We start from the raw sequence: 20,305 nt of genomic DNA, 5'->3' as shown, positions 1-20,305 counted from the left end.
ATTATTCAGCTGCGGCCTCGACGCTTTAGTCGAGTAGAATCACCCACTTGTAGCAGGCAACCCTAAGTAAAGGTAAAAGGTGCATGGTTTTTGCAAACCACAAACCGCTAGTTAAATACTTCCCGACAGAAGCAATCCGAAGATTGCAGCTGACGGAATGAGTAAAAAAGCCAATCGACCAATTAGTACGCCTCGGCTGAATGCATTACTGCACTTACACCTAGCGCCTATCAACCACGTAGTCTACATGGGGTCTAATGGGGAAATCTTATCTTGAAGGGGGCTTCGTGCTTATATGCTTTCAGCACTTATCCCGTCCGAACTTAGCTACTCGGCAATGCCGTTGGTACGACAACCGATACACCAGAGGTTCGTCCACTCCGGTCCTCTCGTACTAGGAGCAGCTCTTCTCAAATTTCCTTACGCCCACACCAGATAGGGACCGAACTGTCTCACGACGTTCTGAACCCAGCTCGCGTACCCTTTTAATTGGCGAACAGCCAAACCCTTGGGACCTGCTCCAGCCCCAGGATAGGACGAGCCGACATCGAGGTGCCAAACAGCGCCGTCTATGTGAACTATTGGGCGCTATAAGCCTGTTATCCCCGGGGTAGCTTTTATCCGTTGAGCGCTGCCGATTCCACTTTCTTGCAGAATAAATTCTACAGTGTGACAGCGGATCACTAACTCCTGCTTTCGCACCTGCTCGGCTTGTAGGCCTCACAGTCAAGCTGGCTTATGCGTTTGCACTACCAGTACGATTTCCATCCGTACTTAGCCAACCTTTGAACGCCTCCGTTACTCTTTAGGAGGCAACCGCCCCAGTTAAACTACCCACCAGACACTGTTCCAGAACCGGAACCTGAGGATTATCGTTTAACAAGACAAGTTGAGTTATAGAAAAAGCAGTTTCATGAATGAAACTATGTGTTGCTTATTACCTGCCTTGCATCGGATTATCCGCAAGTTGCGGTCCTGGTTAGGACTAAGTTACGACAAGGGTGGTATTTCACTGGTGGCTCCACCAAAGCTAGCGCCTTGGCTTCAAAGCCTCCCACCTATGCTACACATGCCGCAACCTGGCCCAATGCCAAGCTGTAGTAAAGCTCCACGGGGTCTTTCCGTCTTGGTGCGGGTAAACGGCATCTTTACCGTTATTGCAATTTCACCGAGTCCTTCGTTGAGACAGTGTCTAGATCGTTACGCCATTCGTGCAGGTCGGAACTTACCCGACAAGGAATTTCGCTACCTTAGGACGGTTATAGTTACCGCCGCCGTTTACTGGGGCTTCAGTTCAAAGCTTGCACTTCTCCCCTTAACCTTCCAGCACTGGGCAGGCGTCAGCCCCTATACTTCCACTTTCGTGTTAGCAGAGACCTGTGTTTTTGTTAAACAGTCGCCTAGACTCTTTCGCTGCGGCCCAGCTATCCGAAGATAACCAGGCAGGCCTTATCCCTAAGTTACGGCCGCTGTATTGCCGAGTTCCTTAACGAAGGTTCTCTCGAACACCTTGGTCTACTCGACCCGAGCACCTGAGTCGGTTTGCGGTACGGGCAGCTACAAATATTTACCAAGAGGCTTTTCTGGTCGGCTTGGCTTATCTGAATCAACCGTTTTACGGGTCTTTCATTTGTGCTTCGTCCGAAGACTAGACACTTAGACGGGCATTACCATATCCCGCTCAGACTACCATGCCGCGCACCTCAAGGGAACTTTGTAGCCGGTACGGGAATATTAACCCGTTGTCCATCGCCTACGCTACTCGCCTCGGCTTAGGCCCGACTAACCCTGGGACGATGATCGTTGCCCAGGAAACCTTGCTCTTACGGTGGACAGGATTCTCACCTGTCTTATGGTTACTCATTCCAGCATTCTCACTTCCCCGCGCTCCACCTGGCCTTCCGGCTCGGCTTCAACGCCCGAGGAACGCTCCTCTACCACCCCGACAAAGTCGGGATCCGCATCTTCGGCACTATGCTTTAGCCCCGTTACATTTTCCGCGCAAAGTCACAATTGACCAGTGAGCTGTTACGCACTCTTTAAATGCATGGCTGCTTCTAAGCCCACATCCTGGTTGTCCATGCAACTTCACATCGTTTCCCACTTAGCATAGATTTAGGGGCCTTAGATGGCGGTCTGGGCTGTTTCCCTTTTGAAAATGGAGCTTAGCCCCCACTTTCTGACTGCCACGGTAGTTGCTTCCGGTATTCGCAGTTTGACAGGAGTGGGTATCCTTGCGGACCCCAGTTCCAATCAGAGCTCTACCCCCGGAAGTTAATTCGTGACGCTAGCCCTAAAGCTATTTCGAGGAGAACCAGCTATCTCCGAGCTCGATTAGCATTTCACCTCTAACCACAGGTCATCCAAGCATTTTGCATCATACTCTGGTTCGGCCCTCCACGCCGTTTTACCGACGCTTCAGCCTGCCCATGGTTAGCTCGCCCGGTTTCGGGTCTAATCCCAGCAACTTTGATCGGCCTATTAAGCCTCGCTTTCACTACGGCTCCGTCATTCGACTTAACCTAACGCTGCTGAAATTAACTCGCTGGATCGTTCTACAAAAAGCACGCCGTCACACCACAAGGGTGCTCCGACTCTTTGTAAGCACATGATTTCAGGTTCTATTTCACTCCCCTCCCGGGGTTCTTTTAACCTTTCCCTCACGGTACTAGTTCGCTATCGATCGTATGGAGTATTTAGCCTTGGGAGGTGGTCCTCCCGGATTCGATCAGGGTTTCTCGTGTCCCGACCTACTCGAGATACAAACATAAGGACTGCAAATTTTTGAGTACGAGACTTTCACTCTCTTTGGTATACCTTTCCAGGTACTTCCTCTAACTTGCAATTTTGTAACCTTACCGCGCGCGTGGCAGTGCTCGCGTCGCATTACACAAGACTCCAAATAGGAGTGCTGTGTAATGGTCGTTTGAATCTCACAACCCCTAATTAACATTCGCCTGCCAGCTTACTCACGTGCAAGCACGCGAGAGTTAAATAGGTTTAGGCTCTTCCCTTTTCGTTCGCCACTACTAAGGGAATTGAGGTTTCTTTCTCTTCCTGTGGCTACTTAGATGTTTCAGTTCACCACGTGCCCTCCGGCTACCCTATAGATTCAGGTAGCGGTATCCTGACATTACTCAGGATGGGTTGCCCCATTCGGAAATCCCCGGGTCAAAGCTTGATTGGCAGCTTACCGAGGCTTATCGCAGCCTTCTACGTCCTTCTTCGGCTCCATTACGTCAAGGCATCCATCATGTGCCCTTTCCATTCTTCTTTACTCGATTTAACTAGCGATTTGTAATTTCAAATCACCATAAATTGCATTCATTTATTAACCATTTAATAAATGAATATTTTTACCCTAAAAGTGATTAATTAATTGAGCAAATTAATCACTGTATAAGACTTTAGTCAGATGAATGCAGCCCGAGGGATGCGCTATTCTGATAAAGTCGATTTTTCAAGCAACTTAAAACTCCGCTTCGGGATTAACCTCAGCGGAGCTCACATTCAAACAGACAAACTTATATCTAACCGTCTCCTGCGACTCCGCCGTTATTAGTAAGTTGTCTACTCATATATGAGCTCCTCATCGATTTCTATTAATTTATCAGAAACAGGATATAGTGTAAACCCTTTTTGCAGATAAAATTACAACTTTTTTGCATCAAAAAGCGAGGGGCTTAATCCCTATCCAGCAACTCTTGCATCGGCTCCCAGTAGAACTCATGCCAGCCAGCCGCGATTGATTCTTCACACGCGTCAGGCACATCAGTCTGTGTAAGCTCGAGTTCGGTTCCGTCTGATGTTTGATTCAGCTCGATGGTAATTGTGGAATAATGATCTTCCGGCCAGCCGTCCATTACACAGCGCCACTTCATGCCGATGAGCTCGTCGGGCACTAGTTTGATAAACTCCCCCACCAGTCCGTCCTCATAAGCGGTGTATTTTCCGCCCACCTTTGGTTCGATAGATGCTGGTGCGTGAGTAAATTCGGCATGCTTTTTCTCACTCATGAATGCTGCATATACCGCATGCGCCGGGCAGTCGAATATTACAGATTGCTTAATCGTTTTCATTACTTAAAGTATCGATATAAAATATTAATAATGCAAGAAAGGTTTATATGGAAATACCCGGTTACAATCCTGAGTCAGAGAAAGATCAAAAACTAGCCGAAGAAATCGAGCGTGAAGTACACGGTGACCCAACCGAAGATTTGCCGTACGCCAGTGAGGTTGAACGTGAGGTTTATGGCGATCCGAAGGAGCTGGAGAAAGAGCTGCCGCCAGAAAAAAGCTAGGCTTGTGGGGTTTTACGCGGCCCAGCCAGTCTGATGTTTTCGTATATTGCAATTCCACCTAAACCGAGCAGTGCGGTAGCAAACTTCACCCATCCACCAATGAATGGAATAATACCCAGAATCGTCAATAGCGTTAAACCGATTAAAAAGTATGCATAGTTGCTTGCTGGCCGCTGGGTGCGGGCAGCAATCGCGCCGCCAAAGGCCAGCGCCACAAACACAGTCGAAAGGTAAGCTGCCACCATAAAACCGACAAATAGCAGAATACCTAATGGGATACCTACAAGACTGAAAAGCAGTATGAAGCAGGCCGGCAAAATCGATATCAAAGCCAGGAAACCGAAGCCCAGAGCCGCCCATGGCCGATTACTGATAGCTCCGGCTATACCCGGGGCTGCTGTTGGCATAAAGCGGATTAAGGCCAGGCCGACTAGGGCCATACTTACAAATCCCCAAACTATCATTGTCCAATTCGGTCCGCCGACTGGCTGCTGCTCTTTCTTTTCTCTCTCTACTCGTTTCACACCGGCCGTTACAACCGCACCCTGATTCCTGATTAAATCTTTCTCAGAATCATACGTTAAATTGCCATTAATCTTGGTACCGGAATTAAGAGTCAGCTCACTGGCTGATAATCTAACATCCCGACCGACTTCATTATCCAGACTAACGGCACCTGCTGCTCCAGTAATACCCCGACCGACTTTAGCGCGAATAGCCGCATCACTACCGGCGAAAATCAACCCGCCGGCAACCGATGAATCTTTATCGAGCGTCATGCTTTCGGCAAACGCACTCAAGCTATTGCCGACACTGGCTCCTGTAAGGTTTAGAACCGAACTGATTGTTCTAACGCTGCCTTTGACTGTTCCGGTGATCTCCAGAGTTTCTCCGGCTACAGCAATCACATCGCCGTTAACAGTTCCGGAAATACTCAGGCGCTTGCTGCTGGCGGCATAAACATCGCCGTTAACTGTTCCATGAATCTCTACGCTCTCTCCACCTATAAATAGGTCATCGTTAACGATCTCCCCAGCTTCAACCCGAGGCACTTCCCCGCCTTTTGTTACAGCAGCCGATACTGGCACAGCAGTAACTAACAGGCCAAAGATTAAAAATAAAAACAGCTTTTTCATACCACCCTCACTTATCTAATGTAATTATGCCCCTCTGTTTTACTTTCGGCAAGCCAGAACTAATACCGGAAATCTTCGAAGTGCAGGCGGTCGGGATCAATACCCAAATCCTCGAACTGACCCATTAGCGCGTCAGCCATTTGCGGCGGCCCGCAGATTAATATATCGGCATTTGTTAAATCACCCGATGCTTCCTTGATCATCTGGGCGCTCACAAAACCGTCTTCATCCTCACAAACCTGAATCAGCCGAAAGTTCGGATTCTTATCTGCCAGCGCCTGCAATTCTTTGGCATATACAGCCTCCCCCGCAGTTTTATTGCAATCATATAGGTCTACCTTGTACCGTGCCGATAAGCTATGAGCCATGCTTAAAAAGGGTGTTATACCGATACCCCCAGCCACCCAAATCTGCCGCCTCTTTGACATATTTAAATGACTGAACCGGCCGTAAGGACCTTCTAATATCACCTCCGAACCCGGCAAGACATCCTCTAGCTTTCGGGTGTGATCGCCCAGGGCCTTAACTACGAACCTAACGCTGCGCTCATGGCTACTCCCGGCAAAAGAGTATGGGTGCGCCTCAGTATCTACATGAGGATCACGCACACTAACAAAGGCAAACTGGCCCGGGGTAAAGATAATTGGCCAGCGTTTTGGCTTTAAGATGATTTCTGTAATATCGCGGGCTGGACGCTCCACCCTCTCTACGGTATACCGAAAGCGTTTAATTAAGAGTGTCCCAAAAATAGAATGGTAAAAATAGGCCAGACTCCCCAGGCTCATAAGTGTAAGCATATAAGAAAACAGGGGCGGATTGACGTCTAGCTGACCCCGAACCGCCAAGGCATGCCAAGAACCGATAATAAAAACCAAGCCGAGTATTCGATGCACCCTTACCCAGGCCAGGTGCTTCAATTTAATAAAGTACGCAAATATTAGAGCAAAGACCATTACGGCCAGAGCCAAACGCCCCAATACTAAGCTGAAATTACCACTCCACCATAGTTCAGCCGATAAGCCACTTGCTATAGCCTCGAATTTGAGGGTTAGAAATACCGGATGCAGCATTATTAATATGAATGCCAGACCGCCGAATATGTGGTGGTAGCGGTATACCTTATCTAGCCCGTTATGCGCCCGCTCCAGAAATCTCAATCTGGCACTTAATATCAAAGCCCAGGCGAACATTGCAATGCCGGTTAATGAGCAGATCTTAGCAAGCGTGGCAAAAATAATGCTTGGCTCAGAGAAGTAGGAGTCTATGGGTTGCCTTGGCAGCCACAATACAAGCGGTATTAAACAAATAATCAGGCCTAGAACCGGCCCGTATCCGTACCTCACCTTCTGCCATTGCGCTTTCATAAATATAAGTTTAACAGCTATTTTAGCCGAGGCTAAATACCTTAAATACTAAAAACCTCGCATTTGCGAGGTTTTTAGCTTGAACAAACTAAGTACTACTAAACCGTTGGGGGGTTCTCTTCAGTACCTTCTTCAGAAGATGGCTCCTGAGGCTGACCCTCGGGAGTTACAGCTTCTGGTGCTCCTGCCTCAGCTGGTGCTTCACCAATCTCTGGTGCTGCAGGGGCAGTAGCTTCAGAACCTTCTGCTGGTTGTTGTACTTCTTCCTCAGTAGTTTCTTCCTGAGGATTTGGGTTTACCTGGTCATCTGCCATGGCTGCCTCCTTTCTTTTTTGTTATTTTGTTCTACATAACCATTATCGCTTAAAGTGGGTATGGATTGCAATATTGACTTTTTTGCAACGGTATCAACCCCATACTAGCCCAAAAGCGCTTATGCATGCATTCACAAAACCGTTATGTTACCTTTGCTAATGTCACTGTAAAAGGCCCGTGCGGCCGAGGCATGTGAGGTGAAAATACATGAGCGGAATAGGAGCCAAAACAAGCGGCGACAGGCCTCCGGCGCGGAGCCTGGACCAGCGCATGAGCGCGCTTGAAAAGGCCAACGAGATAAGGATACGGCGAGCTGAATTCAAGCGCCAGCTAAGTGCCTGTGAGGCCGATCTCCGAGAAACTCTTCTGGATGTGCCAGCCTGGCTTGCGACTATGAAGGTCGTAGATGCCGTGAGGGCCGTCCCAAAGATCGGCAGGGTCAAGACCCGCCAGATTCTGCTGCAAAAGAAAATTTCGCCTAGCAAGACACTGGGCGGCCTTTCAGCCAGACAGCGCCAGGCAATCATAGCCGAGCTGCCTGATCCAGCAAAGGTGCTGGCCAGTAAAAGCCAGCGCCAGGCCAGGCATCACCCGCAGTCGCAGCACATGGAGGCCCTTGAAAGAGCCAATTCCATCCGGATCAGCCAAGCCGTGTGCAAGCAAGCGATTGCCCGGGGCGAGCTGAGCGTCAGGGAGGTACTTACTAACCTCCCTCCCGAGATGGGTTCCATGACTATCATGGAACTGCTGAGAGCTCAGAATCGCTGGGGGCAGACCCGTGCACGTAGGCTGCTGTTTGGCGTCGGAATCAGCGAGCACAAATCCGTCGGTTCGCTCACAGAGCGGCAGCGGTCTATCCTTTGCATGGCATTGGATGCCAAGCAGCCGCAGATCAGTCTTCTTTCGGCGCAGACACCCGAGTTCGCTCTGACCTGAGCGCACAACACAAGCCCGCACCATTACGGTGCGGGCTTAAATTATTGCTTAATGAAGCATGTCGAATTGTGGTTCAAATAAGTACAGTTGGTGGAGCATGTCGGATTCGAACCGACGACCCCCTGCTTGCAAAGCAGGTGCTCTAGCCAGCTGAGCTAATGCCCCATCAACTATACTAATATGATTTCAATATTAAAGCCGGTGAACTAAGCAATTGTAAACAAATATTATACTAGCTACAAGTTAAGGTGAGTCTATCAACAGGCTATTAATATCAATCTTCTGCCCTACCCTCAAGCCGTACTCGTCGCTCATACCGGTATTCACCTCTAGAACGTACTGCACTGGTTTGCCGGAGGATATTGATACTTCACTGTTTGGCTGCACGTTTTTTGCTACCCGAACTACCTTGCCGCTGCCATCTATAAAGATTATATCCAGAGATATAGGCGTATCCTTCATCCAGAAAGTGCGCACGGCTTCATTATTATATACAAATAGCATACCGCAGCTGCGGCACAGTTCGTTCCTACCCATAAGCCCACGGTTACGCTCCTTCTCGGTATCTGCTATCTCCACGCTAGTCAGCGGCAGTGTGTGTATGCGCGAACTATTCATATATATAAGTAAAAGGACTGCGCAGGTTATAAGTATGGCAGTCGCTAGTAGCAATTTCTTCATTATTAAATTGTAACCTATGGAGAGTTCAATGGTGGGCGATCCAGGACTTGAACCTGGGACCTCGTCATTATCAGTGACGCGCTCTAACCAGCTGAGCTAATCGCCCTTATTCAAAACCAACAACCAATATATTTAACCAGATAGCCGAGGTTTTATCAACGAGCAGCCATTGTTTATTGACAGTTCGGTCTTTGTTCGGTAAACTGTAATCTATACCTTGAAATACCGGAGGAGATATGAGCAAAGCAGCCGAGCTTCAGCTAGTAGTTAGTTCTGCCAGACATTTGCTGTGTTCGGAGATACAGCACCTGCGGCAAGACTGCCGGCATAAACGGATTATCGAGGTCGATTACAAGCCACAAACCCATCTCCCCTCTCTAGCCCCTCGACGAATGTGTTTGGATTGTGGCATTGAGGAGCAGGGTTGGGGTGCCGGCTATAAGATCCTCACAAAAGAACCATTAGAGACGCTGAAAGACAGGGATGAGTTTTACAGCAGAAGACCATTCCCAGACCATGCCGACACCTGGGCTTGGTGTTATGGAGGCAGAGGTCATGCGGTACCAAAAGAAAATATCAATGGCCACTACCGGTGCAAACTTCACGAGCGGCAGGAGTCTCTTGCGGCTTAGTATTAGGCGGTCATTATATGGCCGCCTTTTTCTTTTGCTATAATACGCTTATGAAAAACTCTGATCTATCCGGCTGGCGTGAACAAATAGATGAGATCGACCAGCAGATTATTACACTCTTAGCCAAAAGGCATATTATAAGCCAAAAAATTGGAGAGATTAAAAGTAGCACCGGGCAGTCAGTGTATGATCCGCAACGAGAGAAAGAAATGCTTAAGCAGCAGCGGGCTCTGGCCGACAAGCTTCAGCTCGAACCAGAGTTTATAACCGAAATTTATCAAATTATCCTTCAAGCTTCTAAGAAGGTTCAAACTAAAGTTAAAGGATTGGCTAAATTATGATTTTAACCCAGATTCTATTAGGCTCCTTGGCTATCGCCCTAGGTATAGTGGGTCTCAAGTATAATTATCAGTTAGTAGGATTTACCGGCCATATCGGCTGGGTAGAGCGGTATTTAGGTGGCGGCAGTACATATGGTTTTGTAAAATTACTATCCGTACTATTAATTCTGGCCGGCATTATATATATGACAGGCCTGCATAAACCGGTCCTGGATTTTCTGCTCGCTCCCCTAATTCAAATGTTCCCAAAAATTTAAAAGCTTGGATAAGAAAAACAGCCCTAGCAGGCTGTTTTTAGTTTGAAAGTCATAGTAGTGCAGTGAACACCATTCACCTTGCGGTGAACGACCTAGAAGTTCCGCAGATCCGCTAAGAGCACTCTTTCGAAGCTCAATTAGTTTCTCTGGCCTCGGCCAAAATACCGAGGAATGCATTGCTGCATCGTTTCTCCCTAGAAAGGAGGTGATCCATCCGCACCTTCCGGTACGGATACCTTGTTACGACTTCACCCCAATCACCGGTTTTGCCTTAGGGCCTAGCAAGTAGGCACTTCGGGCACCCCCGACTTTCGTGGTGTGACGGGCGGTGTGTACAAGAGCCGGGAACGTATTCACCGTGGTATGCTGACCCACGGTTACTAGCAATTCCAGCTTCATGCAGGCGAGTTGCAGCCTGCAATCCGAACTGAGACCGGTTTTGATGGGATTAGCTCCACCTCGCGGTTTAGCGACCCGTTGTACCGGCCATTGTAGCACGTGTGTGGCCCGAGGCGTAAGAGCCATGCCGACCTGACGTCATCCCCACCTTCCTCCCGGTTGGCCCGGGCAGTCTCGCCTGAAAAATACAACAGACGACAAGGGTTGCGCTCGTTGCGGGACTTAACCCAACATCTCACGACACGAGCTGACGACGGCCATGCAGCATCTGTCACTTGTCCAGCCTAACTGACCCTCTAGTTTCTTAGAGGTGCGACAAGGATGTCAAGCCTCGGTAAGGTTCTACGCTTATCATCGGATTAAACCACATGCTCCACTGCTTGTGCGGAGCCCCGTCAATTCCTTTGAGTTTTAATCTTGCGATCGTACTCCCCAGGCGGCACACTTAACGCGTTAGCTTCCCAGCACAGAGGGTCGATACTCCATACTGGTAGTGTGCATCGTTTACGGCGTGGACTACCAGGGTATCTAATCCTGTTCGCTCCCCACGCTTTCGTGCCTTAGCGTCAGAAACGGCCCAGCAAGCTGCCTTCGCCATTGGTGTTCCTACCGATCTCTACGGATTTCACTCCTACACCGGTAATTCCACTTGCCTCTGCCGTCCTCAAGACACCCAGTATGAGATACAGTTCATATGGTTGAGCCACAGAATTTCGCATCTCACTTAAGCATCCGCCTACGCACGCTTTACGCCCAGTGATTCCGGATAGCGCTTGGGCCCTACGTATTACCGCGGCTGCTGGCACGTAGTTAGCCGGCCCTTATTCATTTGGTACCGTCATAATCTTCCCAAATAAAAGCAGTTTACGACCCGAAGGCCTTCATCCTGCACGCGGCGTTGCTCCATCAGGCTTTCGCCCATTGTGAAAGATTCCTTACTGCTGCCTCCCGTAGGAGTCTGGGCCGTATCTCAGTCCCAGTGTGGCTGGTCAACCTCTCGATCCAGCTACTGATCATCGCCTTGGTAGGCCATTACCCCACCAACAAGCTAATCAGACGCAGGCCCCTCCCGAAGCGCATTACTGCTTTGATCGCAAGCGATCACATGCGGTATTAGTCCGCCTTTCGGCGGATTATCCCCCACTTCGGGGCAGGTTCCAACGTGTTACTCACCCGTCCGCCACTGACCACTATCGAATTCGATATAGTGGTCCGTTCGACTTGCATGTGTTAGGCACGCCGCCAGCGCTCATCCTGAGCCAGGATCAAACTCTCCAAATATACGAGTCTTACCTCGTAAGAAAGTTTGAAACGCTGTCGTTTCAAAAGAATTGTATTTATACTCCATAGTTTTTGACGCTACAGAGTGTTTGGATTCACTGCACTACTTCAACTTTCAAGTTTCTGCGCCTGAAAAATAGCAGAAAAATAAAGCCGACATCTCTGTCGCTTTACTTCGATCGTTCTACTCTTTCAAGACGTTAATAAAGATTCTATAGGACTGCTGGGCGGCTGTCAACGTAAAAAATACCCTGGCATACTTGTTGTGCTTAAGACAACAATAGTTTTAACTATTTCCGTTTTTTCTTCTTGCGACGGTCTTTGTTAGGGCCCTCTATCCACTTTTGCTTGTCTAGCCGTGCTTTGTGTGCGGCTAGAGCCTCGCGGATCGGCTGCTTATATGCACGGAGTATTAATATCTTAATAACTGCCAGTGTTAAGAGTAAAACTAGCGGCCAAACCACCCACAATGCCCCTTCTATTTTCTCGTATTGCAGGAATGCCAATGCTAGACCGACCGATGCAAATACCGCATCTACAATAAAGACTCTTTTAACAACCGTTTTAACAGCTGTAACTTTAGCATATTTTTTAAGCAGCCAGATCCTGCCGGCTAGCACCCCAACCAGAAGGATCGCCGATAAAGCAGCTGTGAGCAAGGTGACTGCAAAGGGTACCGGTGTACTCAGCGTAGCAAGCAGTAAGCCGGCTCGGTCGATGTTAAATAATACTGCCAGCAGAGTTCCTAATGATGCTCCTACAATTACCTCCGATGGTTTATGGCCAAGCACTTCACGAATATGTTCTTGCTGGTGAAACATTGGTGCTCTGTCCTTATCCAGGCTTGCCAGTATATGGTTAATCGCCACCGCCTGCTCTCCGCTAGAGCGCCGGACGCCGAAGGAATCATACATTACAATACCGGCCAAAATCACAGTAATGCCAAATATAGCAGAAGTTGGGCCATCTATTAAAAAGGCCGTGGTGGAGAGTGAGGTTACCACCGCCGCATGCACACTAGGCATTCCGCCCGATGCATATAGATATTTAAAGTCTAGCCTGCCATGACTGGCCGCAATCACAAATTTTAAAAACTGGGCAATAGCCCAGACAGCAACCGGAACTACTATATACGGATTAATCATCGGCTTTTACCGTATCTGGCTGTGCTACTTCTTCTTCAATCTTAGACTCCCCCACTAGTGCCAGCGAGGCTACCTTATCCTTGTCATTCATTTTCATCATGCGAACACCCTGGGTTGCCCGGCCGATTAGCGAAACGCCCTTTAGTGGTAAGCGGATAATCTGACCATTTGTAGAAACAATTACAGCATCATCTGTAGTATCTGTAATAGCTCTTACATCCACGGTTTTACCCGTCTTCTCAGTTACCACACCGGCCTTAATACCCACGCCGCCTCTTGCGTGAGTTGCAAACTGCTCAATACTCGTGCGCTTGCCGTAACCGTTCTCCATAATTACAAGCAGCTGGGAGTTAGGCTGAACGACATCCATCCCCACCACCATATCACCTGCGCGCAAGCGTATACCGCGCACTCCCCTGGTAGCCCGGCCCATCGGCCGCGCATCTGTTTCTTTAAAGCGGATGGCCTGGCCGAGAGCGGTAGACATAATAATCTGGTCCTGACCACTGGTAAGTTTGACCCACTTCAGTTCATCGCCATCGTCGAGCTTAATGGCTACGATACCAGAGGTCCGAACGTTAGCATAATCTTTAAGCGGAGTCTTCTTCACTGTGCCCTTACGGGTAGCCATAAACAGATAGTGCTCAGCATCCGTAGCTGATGTGAAGGTGTTTAGCGAAGTCACCTTTTCATCTGGCTGCAATTGGATCACATTAACGATCGGCTGGCCTTTGGCTGTTCGCGAAGCGGCCGGAATTTCATAAACTTTAACCCTGAAAACACGACCCTTGTTTGTAAAGAACAGCATATAGTCATGGTTATTGGTCAGCACCATGTGCTCTACCACATCCTCTTCTTTAGTCGTCATACCCATAATGCCCTTGCCGCCGCGGCCTTGTGATTTATAGGTGTTGGCTGGTATACGTTTTACATAATTGCCTTGGGTCAGGGTTACTATCACCTGCTCGTTCGGTACCAGCTCCTCTTCTGAAAACTTACCTAATTCATTCGGAATTATTTTAGTTTTGCGATCATCAGCATATTTCTCTTTCAGTTCGGCAAGCTCCTCTTTGATAATTCGGAATATTTCTTTTTCGTCGGCTAAGATTTTTTCCAAACCGCTGATGAGCTTCATGAGCTCAGCCAGCTCATCTTCTATTTTCTGGCGCTCAAGGCCTGCCAGCGTACGAAGCTGCATGGCAAGTATTGCCTTGGCTTGTAAAACAGTCAATTTGAACTGTTTAATCAGGTTATTCTGTGCATCATCGGTGGTTCGGGAGGCCCGAATGGTTTTAATAACCTCATCTATATGATCGAGCGCAATCTTTAAGCCTTCTAAGATATGGGCTCTGTCCTTGGCTTTACGCAGTTCGAACTCGGTTCGCCGGCGCACTACTATCTGACGGTGAGCCACGAACTCGCGCAGAATCATCTCCAGGCTCAAAACCCTGGGCTGAATGCCGTCTACCAATGCCAGCATATTTACATGGAAGGCTGTCTGCATCGGCGTCATCTTATATAGCTGGTTCAGAATTTTCTTGGGATATGAGTCTTTCTTCAGTTCAATCACGATCCTTACCCCATTACGCGAACTTTCATCGCGCAGGTCGCTAATGCCTGTAATCTTCTTTTCCTTCACCAAGTCGGCAATCTTCTCTACTAGTACCGCCTTATTCTGGGCGTATGGAATTTCGGTGATAATGATGCGGAAGTTGCCCTTTTTGTCTTCTTCAATCTCGGCTACCGCGCGGATGACAATCGAGCCCTTGCCGGTACCGTATGCCTGGCGGATCGATTCCTGACCGTAAATAGTGCCGCCGGTTGGGAAATCTGGCCCTTGTACGAATTTCATGAGGTCTTCTACTGTGCAGTCGGGGTTATCTATTAAATAAGTGATGCCGTCTACCAGCTCGCCAAGGTTGTGCGGTGGAATGTTCGTGGCCATACCGACGGCAATACCCATTTGCCCGTTTAAGAGCAGGTTGGGCAGTTTAGCCGGCAGTACCACTGGCTCTTTCTGGGAGCCATCGTAGTTAGGCCTGAAATCAACCGTTTCTTTCTCTATATCAAATAGCAGTTCTTCGGCAATTCGGGTTAGTCTGGCCTCGGTATAACGCATAGCAGCGGCCGAATCGCCATCCATTGAGCCAAAGTTACCCTGGCCGTCTACCAGCGGGTAGCGATAGCTGAAATCCTGGGCCATACGCACCATAGAGTCATATATAGCAGCATCTCCATGAGGGTGGTACTTGGCCATTACCTCACCGACTACATTGGCACTCTTGCGGTACTTGGCGGTATGCCGCAGGCCAATAGTGTTCATGGCATGCAGGATGCGCCGGTGCACGGGCTTAAGCCCATCGCGCACGTCTGGCAAGGCGCGAGAAACTATCACACTCATGGCGTAATCGAGGTAGCGGTTTTCCATTACACTCTCAATAGTGGCAGGTTTAACCGTGCCGAGATTCGGGTCTACAATAACCTCCTCGTTGGATTCCGGTTTCTCTTCAGGCTGTAGTAGTGGTTCTTGCTTAGCCATGTTAAATGTCCAGGTTTACTACGCTTTTGGCATGAGTCTGTATAAAGTTCTTCCGTAAAAGAACTTCCTCACCCATCAGTTTATTAAATATTGCATCAGCCTTTTCGGCATCTTCAACCGATACCCTAAGCAGAATGCGCCCCGCTGGGTCCATAGTAGTTTCCCAAAGCTGGTCGGCATTCATTTCACCCAAACCCTTGTAGCGCTGGATGTCAGAAAAGCCAGCCGCCTTTAAGCGCTCCTTCATTTGGTTGTCTACTATCTCGGTTTCCTCTACCGTCTGCCCGGTTTCCGCTTCTGCCTCGGCCGACTCCTCCTCTTCACTATCTTCAGACTTAATATCCACGGCCTTCGCCTTCTCCTCCTCAGACGCCTTACCCTTACGCTCTTTTATCAGCTCATCCAGCGTTTTCTCTAACTCATCATCATTATATATATAGAGCTTTTTCTTCTTACCAGCGCTTAGTAGATATAACGGCGGCTGGGCGATATACAAATGCCCGCCATTAACCACCTCTGGCATATGGCGGTAAAAGAAGGTTAATAGCAGCGTGCTAATGTGCGCACCATCCACATCGGCATCTGTCATGATAATCACACGGTGATAGCGCAGCTTAGAAACGTCAAACTGCTCAGCTATACCAGTGCCCAGGGCCTTTACGATATTTACAATTTCATTATTACCAAGCATCCGGTCTAGGCGGGCTCGTTCAACATTTAAAATTTTGCCTCTCAGCGCCAAAATAGCCTGGAACTCACGGTCCCGGCCGCTCTTTGCTGAGCCGCCGGCACTATCGCCTTCTACTAAATATAATTCCGACTTGGAAGGGTCTTTACTCGAGCAGTCAGCCAGTTTACCCGGCAGGGTCATGCCTTCCAGGGCGCCCTTGCGGATTACAGTATCCCTAGCTGCCCTGGCTGCCATACGGGCACGAGCCGAAAGCAGTGATTTACCGATAATTTTCTTGCCTTCGTTCGGATTTTCTTCCAGATAGTAGCTGAACCACTCATTAGTAACCTGTTCAACTATCCCCCTTACCTCTGGGCTTCCAAGCTTAGCTTTGGTCTGACCTTCAAACTGCGGGTCTGGCAGCTTTACCGAAATAACAGCTGTAAGGCCCTCCCGTACGTCATCGCCAGTCAAATTATCATCGTTTTCTTTCAGCAGGCCGCACTTACGGCCGTAGTCATTTATAACCCTGGTTAAAGATGAGCGGAAGCCGGTAATGTGCGTGCCGCCTTCGGCATTGAATATGTTATTGGCAAAGGCTTTGACGTTTTCACTAAAAGATTCCGAGTACTGTACCGCAATCTCCACCACCGTATCGCCCACCGTCTTCTCTACATAGAACGGCGGCTGATTAACTACCGTCTTGTCCTTATTTAAATGCTCTACATATGAGCGAATACCGCCTTCAAAATAGTAACTGTACCTCTGGCCGCTTGCTTCATTTACAGCCTTCACCAGTATGCCCTTGGTCAAATAAGCCTGATGTCGCAGATAATCTAAAATAGTCTGGTAGTTGAACTCTATTGATTCAAAAATATCGGCGTCGGGGTAAAAGGTAATCCTAGTACCATTCTTATCGCTACTGCCGACCGGCTTCACATCACTCAGCGGGACGCCTTTTTTGTATTCCTGGCGATAAACCTTGCCGTTTTGATATACCTCAGCCGTGAGTGCGGTCGATAGAGCGTTTACCACACTAATGCCGACGCCATGCAAACCGCCAGAGACTTTATATCCACCGCCGCCGAACTTACCGCCAGCATGCAGCACCGTTAGTACTGTCTCTAGGGCGCTTTTACCGGTGGTCTTGTGCTTATCTACGGGGATACCACGCCCATCATCGGTCACAGTCACCCCTCCATCGGCTTGCAATACCACCTCTACCTCGGTAGCGTGTCCAGCCAGAGCCTCGTCTATAGAGTTATTAACGATCTCCCACACTAAGTGATGCAGACCCTCAATACCAGTGCCGCCAATGTACATACCGGGCCGCTTTCTGACCGGCTCTAGACCTTCAAGGACTTGAATTTGTTCAGCTGTGTATTTCTGTTTTTCAGCCATTAAGAATAATAATCCACCATTATTTAAACAAAAATAAAAGGCGTGCTCACCTACTTGCTCCCTTAATTATACCGCTTCCGTATCAGACAAGCAACCAATAAGCATAACTAATTTACTTATATTACTGCTTGCTACAACCATAAGCAAAATGGTTAAATAACCATAGTATAAAGGTGAGTGGCCTCATGTTCCGCCAAATTATATCAAACTTAAGCTTAAGCCCAGCTGCCGGCCAGCAGCTGACGTTCTATTTCCGCCGGCTGCAGCGCGAGCAGATTACCCGCACGCTTTCAGTAATCTCAGCCGTGGGGCTGATGTTTATGCAGGTAGCCGCAACCATAGTACCCCCTACCAGTGTGAATGCTGCCTCCAGCAACGATATAATCCGCGGCGGTATCGGCACCAAGCACCCGCAGAAAACGCTGCTTAATATATATGACAACGATCGTGAGATTAGAGCCCTCTTTAACCACTATGGTGTAAACCGTAATGATATAAAAAAAACTAAACACGGCACCCTGAGTTCTAGTAATAAAAACTTCAAGTCCCTCGGCCGCAACCCCCACTCTGAGCTCGATCGGCGTGTAAGTATAGGTGGGAAGACATACTACCTGCGGCCGCTGCATAGCTGGGGTACCGGTGTTACGTACAAAGTACTAGAAGGCCGCCGACATGGCGATAACCGCTACTTTGCAATCATGATCAATTGTGGGAATTTGGTGCTAACGGATACTACACCCGAGGTTAAAGCACCATCTCCTCCTCAGTTAAACGTTTCCAAGGCGGTTGCCAGTGGGCCAGCGAGCGGCGCCAAAATAAAACCAGGCCAAGAGGTAACCTTCCGCCTGCGATTTAACAATAGCGGCAAAGGCGCGGCAAATGATGTAGTGATTGGCGACCGCATACCGAATGAATTTGAGTTTATTAGCCAAGGTGATCTGAACGTTACCGGTGCTCAGGGTAAGATTGGGCGCAACCACACTAACCTTGCAGGGCTTGGTGGTGAGCCGGCCGGATTCTTTGCCTACTGGAAGATAGATAAACTAAACCCAAAGGGCAGCGGCTACGGAGATATTAAAGTGCGGCTCAAAAGCACTGTTAAAGATGGTCTTAGGGTCTGTAATCGCGGCTTTATAGACGCTAACGGTGAGAAAGTGAAATACTCGAACCAAATCTGCTACTCATCCAGCGTTATTGCCCCTGCGACACCTGCAGCGCCCACTACTCCGCCTGCAACTCCTGCTCCTACACCTGCTCCAACGACCGCACCAACTGCACCTACTCCCCTGCCCCAAGCCGAGCCCACACTATCACCCGATATATCCCTTCAGAAATCAGCCGTTATCATTACAGTGGCCGGTCAGCAGGTTACTCCGTCTGCCGCCCTTGCCCGCGCCGGTGACAGCGTGAAATACACTCTAAGTACCAGTAATACCGGCCTGGGCGCGCAAAGCGACTACGAAATTACCGAGGAAATTAATGACATTCTAGAATATGCCGATGTTGCTGACGCGGGCGGGGCGGTACAGGCCGGAGGTACGCTCAAATGGCCGAAAGTAGACATTCCGGCCGGCAGTACTGTTATAAAAACCTTTACCATCAGGGTTAAATCTCCTCTGCCTACCACTCCGGCCTCCAGCTCCGATCCGCAATCGTTCGATCTGATAATGGATAATATTTATGGTAACGCTGTAAGTGTAAAGCTAGAACCGCCAACCACTGCAAAGCAGGTTGAGACGGCCAGCGCCCAGCTGCCGCAGACCGGCCCTATTGGTAATACCATAGCCTTCGCTTTTATCGCACTTGCGGTCTATTTTTACTTCCGCAATCGCCAGCTTGTGCATGAAGTAGCAATATTAAGACACGATTACCAAGGAGGTGGAAGATAATGGAGCGCCAGCCAAAATCCAATGAAGTATTTACTGCCGGCTCAGCCGAAGCGCTAGAAAGACTAGCCGGAAAAACAGAGAGAAAAGTTGGCCCGGAGGCCGCGGCTAATCAAGAAAAGCTGCTGGAGCGGGCGCGGGAAACTATTGAAAAAACCGAAACAGCCCCCAAGCACGAAGCCAAAAAAGGCCTTATGGAATCTGGGTCCTCCACTGGTATATCACGCAAACTGCACTACCGCGAAACCATGGTGAGCCTGCAGCGCCGGCTTAAGCCTGCCAGCCGTCGGTTCAGCCGGCTTATACATCACCCAGTGGTAGAGGCAGCCAGTGAGGTCGCAGAGCGCACAGTGTTTAGGCCGTCTGTTACGGCCGGTGCAGGGTTAACTGCCCTTATAGTTGGCGGAGCCATGTATGGGTTCGCCTGGTATTACGGCTTTAGCCTGCAGGGCTCCGAACTGCTCATACTCTTAATTATCGGCGGCATCAGCGGTTTATTATTAGAAGTCCTCATCCGCTCGTTCAAGCGCATGACCAGAGGCTGACCTCACGTCACACCAAAAGAAGTTTATTCGAGCCCATAAACCGTTACTCTGGATCCGGCTAGAAAGTTTCCCCCTATCGGCAACAAGGTTACACGATTAATCGCAGCTGTACTCTTCCACCAGCCGGCGGCAGACCCTGTATAAAAGTTCGCTGTCGTGGTGCCTTGCTTAAAACCATTTGTCGATTGGATGGTTTTATGGTTGCTGGTGTTTGCATAATATGGAATCTCTATTTTTTGGCTGCCAAAAGTATTGCCTGGCGAGTTACCGGCAGGCGTCGGACCTAATACAATCTGAGATGCACTGACCCCCTCATTCGTTCCGAGGGACGCATTATGACGGGTTATTTGCAGTACATAGTCATAGTTAGCACCGCTATCATTATTAAACCTCAGGTATACATCGCTGTTCAGCTGGGAGTCTGAACCACGCAGATAGGCCACAATCTGTAAATGCGCAAAGTTAGATGGAATA

General features: G+C 49.0%; 16 protein-coding genes, 2 tRNA genes and 2 rRNA genes. 7 read left to right on the top strand and 13 right to left on the bottom strand.

The window, feature by feature from the left end; all coding sequences use genetic code 11:
• Window positions 1-161: 161 nt before the first annotated feature.
• Window positions 162-3,276 (bottom strand): 23S ribosomal RNA (locus tag VNA68_02530).
• Between the two features lie 407 nt (window positions 3,277-3,683).
• Window positions 3,684-4,079, bottom strand: a complete 396-nt coding sequence (locus VNA68_02525; protein ID HVE80990.1) for an SRPBCC family protein — start codon at window positions 4,077-4,079, stop codon at window positions 3,684-3,686.
• 47 nt (window positions 4,080-4,126) lie between these two features.
• Here VNA68_02525 and VNA68_02520 point away from each other — a divergent pair, with 47 nt between their 5' ends.
• On the top strand, window positions 4,127-4,303 hold the full coding sequence (locus tag VNA68_02520; GenBank protein HVE80989.1) for a hypothetical protein: 177 nt from the start codon (window positions 4,127-4,129) through the stop codon (window positions 4,301-4,303).
• Here VNA68_02520 and VNA68_02515 read toward each other — a convergent pair.
• The 3 genes from VNA68_02515 to VNA68_02505 all read right to left on the bottom strand — a co-directional run bounded on the left by VNA68_02515 (window position 4,300) and on the right by VNA68_02505 (window position 7,117).
• Window positions 4,300-5,439, bottom strand: a complete 1,140-nt coding sequence (locus VNA68_02515; protein ID HVE80988.1) for a hypothetical protein — start codon at window positions 5,437-5,439, stop codon at window positions 4,300-4,302. The genes VNA68_02520 and VNA68_02515 overlap by 4 nt on opposite strands.
• A 59-nt stretch (window positions 5,440-5,498) precedes the next feature.
• Complete coding sequence (locus tag VNA68_02510; GenBank protein HVE80987.1) at window positions 5,499-6,803, bottom strand: ferric reductase-like transmembrane domain-containing protein; 1,305 nt, start codon at window positions 6,801-6,803, stop codon at window positions 5,499-5,501.
• 98 nt (window positions 6,804-6,901) lie between these two features.
• The gene (locus VNA68_02505) at window positions 6,902-7,117 is read right to left on the bottom strand and encodes a hypothetical protein (protein ID HVE80986.1); all 216 of its coding nucleotides are present in this window, start codon (window positions 7,115-7,117) and stop codon (window positions 6,902-6,904) included.
• Between the two features lie 208 nt (window positions 7,118-7,325).
• Between VNA68_02505 and mihF the strand changes: the two genes are divergently transcribed.
• Window positions 7,326-8,054, top strand: a complete 729-nt coding sequence (gene mihF, locus VNA68_02500; GenBank protein HVE80985.1) for an integration host factor, actinobacterial type — start codon at window positions 7,326-7,328, stop codon at window positions 8,052-8,054.
• A gap of 88 nt (window positions 8,055-8,142) precedes the next feature.
• Here the strand turns inward: mihF and VNA68_02495 are convergent.
• The 3 genes from VNA68_02495 to VNA68_02485 form a co-directional block, all read right to left on the bottom strand.
• Window positions 8,143-8,219 (bottom strand) — tRNA-Ala (locus VNA68_02495).
• Between the two features lie 78 nt (window positions 8,220-8,297).
• A complete protein-coding gene (locus VNA68_02490) occupies window positions 8,298-8,735 on the bottom strand; it encodes a DUF192 domain-containing protein (protein ID HVE80984.1) in 438 nt (145 codons plus the stop codon).
• Between the two features lie 29 nt (window positions 8,736-8,764).
• Window positions 8,765-8,841, bottom strand: a tRNA-Ile gene (locus tag VNA68_02485).
• 130 nt (window positions 8,842-8,971) lie between these two features.
• Here VNA68_02485 and VNA68_02480 point away from each other — a divergent pair.
• From VNA68_02480 to VNA68_02470, 3 genes are read left to right on the top strand one after another with little or no spacing between them, the layout of a single operon-like run.
• Entirely contained in the window at window positions 8,972-9,367 is a 396-nt protein-coding gene (locus VNA68_02480; protein HVE80983.1) for a hypothetical protein, read from the top strand.
• Window positions 9,368-9,417: 50 nt separating this feature from the next.
• Entirely contained in the window at window positions 9,418-9,708 is a 291-nt protein-coding gene (locus tag VNA68_02475) for a chorismate mutase (GenBank protein ID HVE80982.1), read from the top strand.
• On the top strand, window positions 9,705-9,965 hold the full coding sequence (locus VNA68_02470; protein HVE80981.1) for a hypothetical protein: 261 nt from the start codon (window positions 9,705-9,707) through the stop codon (window positions 9,963-9,965). Before VNA68_02475 ends, VNA68_02470 begins: the two co-directional genes overlap by 4 nt.
• 198 nt (window positions 9,966-10,163) lie before the next feature.
• On the opposite strand, the gene VNA68_02465 is transcribed toward VNA68_02470, so the two are convergent.
• From VNA68_02465 to gyrB, 4 genes are all read right to left on the bottom strand, one after another.
• Window positions 10,164-11,645: ribosomal RNA gene (locus VNA68_02465) — 16S ribosomal RNA — on the bottom strand.
• 290 nt (window positions 11,646-11,935) lie between these two features.
• Entirely contained in the window at window positions 11,936-12,790 is an 855-nt protein-coding gene (locus VNA68_02460) for a divergent PAP2 family protein (GenBank protein ID HVE80980.1), read from the bottom strand.
• A complete protein-coding gene (gyrA, locus tag VNA68_02455; GenBank protein ID HVE80979.1) occupies window positions 12,783-15,329 on the bottom strand; it encodes a DNA gyrase subunit A in 2,547 nt (848 codons plus the stop codon). Before gyrA ends, VNA68_02460 begins: the two co-directional genes overlap by 8 nt.
• A gap of 1 nt (window position 15,330) precedes the next feature.
• The gene (gyrB, locus tag VNA68_02450; protein ID HVE80978.1) at window positions 15,331-17,400 is read right to left on the bottom strand and encodes a DNA topoisomerase (ATP-hydrolyzing) subunit B; all 2,070 of its coding nucleotides are present in this window, start codon (window positions 17,398-17,400) and stop codon (window positions 15,331-15,333) included.
• Window positions 17,401-17,585: 185 nt separating this feature from the next.
• Here gyrB and VNA68_02445 point away from each other — a divergent pair, with 185 nt between their 5' ends.
• Window positions 17,586-19,289, top strand: a complete 1,704-nt coding sequence (locus VNA68_02445) for a hypothetical protein (protein HVE80977.1) — start codon at window positions 17,586-17,588, stop codon at window positions 19,287-19,289.
• The gene (locus VNA68_02440) at window positions 19,289-19,831 is read left to right on the top strand and encodes a hypothetical protein (GenBank protein HVE80976.1); all 543 of its coding nucleotides are present in this window, start codon (window positions 19,289-19,291) and stop codon (window positions 19,829-19,831) included. Before VNA68_02445 ends, VNA68_02440 begins: the two co-directional genes overlap by 1 nt.
• A 23-nt stretch (window positions 19,832-19,854) precedes the next feature.
• On the opposite strand, the gene VNA68_02435 is transcribed toward VNA68_02440, so the two are convergent.
• Window positions 19,855-20,305, bottom strand: a 451-nt coding sequence (locus VNA68_02435; protein HVE80975.1) for a hypothetical protein, incomplete at its 5' end; no start/stop codon positions are given.

Source organism: Candidatus Dormiibacterota bacterium (genome assembly GCA_035536395.1).
GTDB lineage: Bacteria > Patescibacteriota > Saccharimonadia > UBA4664 > DATLOE01 > DATLOE01.
Note: the sequence above shows the minus strand (reverse complement) of the source record. Positions and strands in the feature narration are given on the sequence as shown.

Bases quoted from the DNA above. Each gene is read 5' to 3' on its own strand.
- VNA68_02525 (HVE80990.1), bottom strand. From the start codon at position 4,079: ATGAAAACGATTAAGCAATCTGTAATATTCGACTGCCCGGCGCATGCG.
- VNA68_02520 (HVE80989.1), top strand. From the start codon at position 4,127: ATGGAAATACCCGGTTACAATCCTGAGTCAGAGAAAGATCAAAAACTA.
- VNA68_02515 (HVE80988.1), bottom strand. From the start codon at position 5,439: ATGAAAAAGCTGTTTTTATTTTTAATCTTTGGCCTGTTAGTTACTGCT.
- VNA68_02510 (HVE80987.1), bottom strand. From the start codon at position 6,803: ATGAAAGCGCAATGGCAGAAGGTGAGGTACGGATACGGGCCGGTTCTA.
- VNA68_02505 (HVE80986.1), bottom strand. From the start codon at position 7,117: ATGGCAGATGACCAGGTAAACCCAAATCCTCAGGAAGAAACTACTGAG.
- mihF (HVE80985.1), top strand. From the start codon at position 7,326: ATGAGCGGAATAGGAGCCAAAACAAGCGGCGACAGGCCTCCGGCGCGG.
- VNA68_02490 (HVE80984.1), bottom strand. From the start codon at position 8,735: ATGAAGAAATTGCTACTAGCGACTGCCATACTTATAACCTGCGCAGTC.
- VNA68_02480 (HVE80983.1), top strand. From the start codon at position 8,972: ATGAGCAAAGCAGCCGAGCTTCAGCTAGTAGTTAGTTCTGCCAGACAT.
- VNA68_02475 (HVE80982.1), top strand. From the start codon at position 9,418: ATGAAAAACTCTGATCTATCCGGCTGGCGTGAACAAATAGATGAGATC.
- VNA68_02470 (HVE80981.1), top strand. From the start codon at position 9,705: ATGATTTTAACCCAGATTCTATTAGGCTCCTTGGCTATCGCCCTAGGT.
- VNA68_02460 (HVE80980.1), bottom strand. From the start codon at position 12,790: ATGATTAATCCGTATATAGTAGTTCCGGTTGCTGTCTGGGCTATTGCC.
- gyrA (HVE80979.1), bottom strand. From the start codon at position 15,329: ATGGCTAAGCAAGAACCACTACTACAGCCTGAAGAGAAACCGGAATCC.
- gyrB (HVE80978.1), bottom strand. From the start codon at position 17,400: ATGGCTGAAAAACAGAAATACACAGCTGAACAAATTCAAGTCCTTGAA.
- VNA68_02445 (HVE80977.1), top strand. From the start codon at position 17,586: ATGTTCCGCCAAATTATATCAAACTTAAGCTTAAGCCCAGCTGCCGGC.
- VNA68_02440 (HVE80976.1), top strand. From the start codon at position 19,289: ATGGAGCGCCAGCCAAAATCCAATGAAGTATTTACTGCCGGCTCAGCC.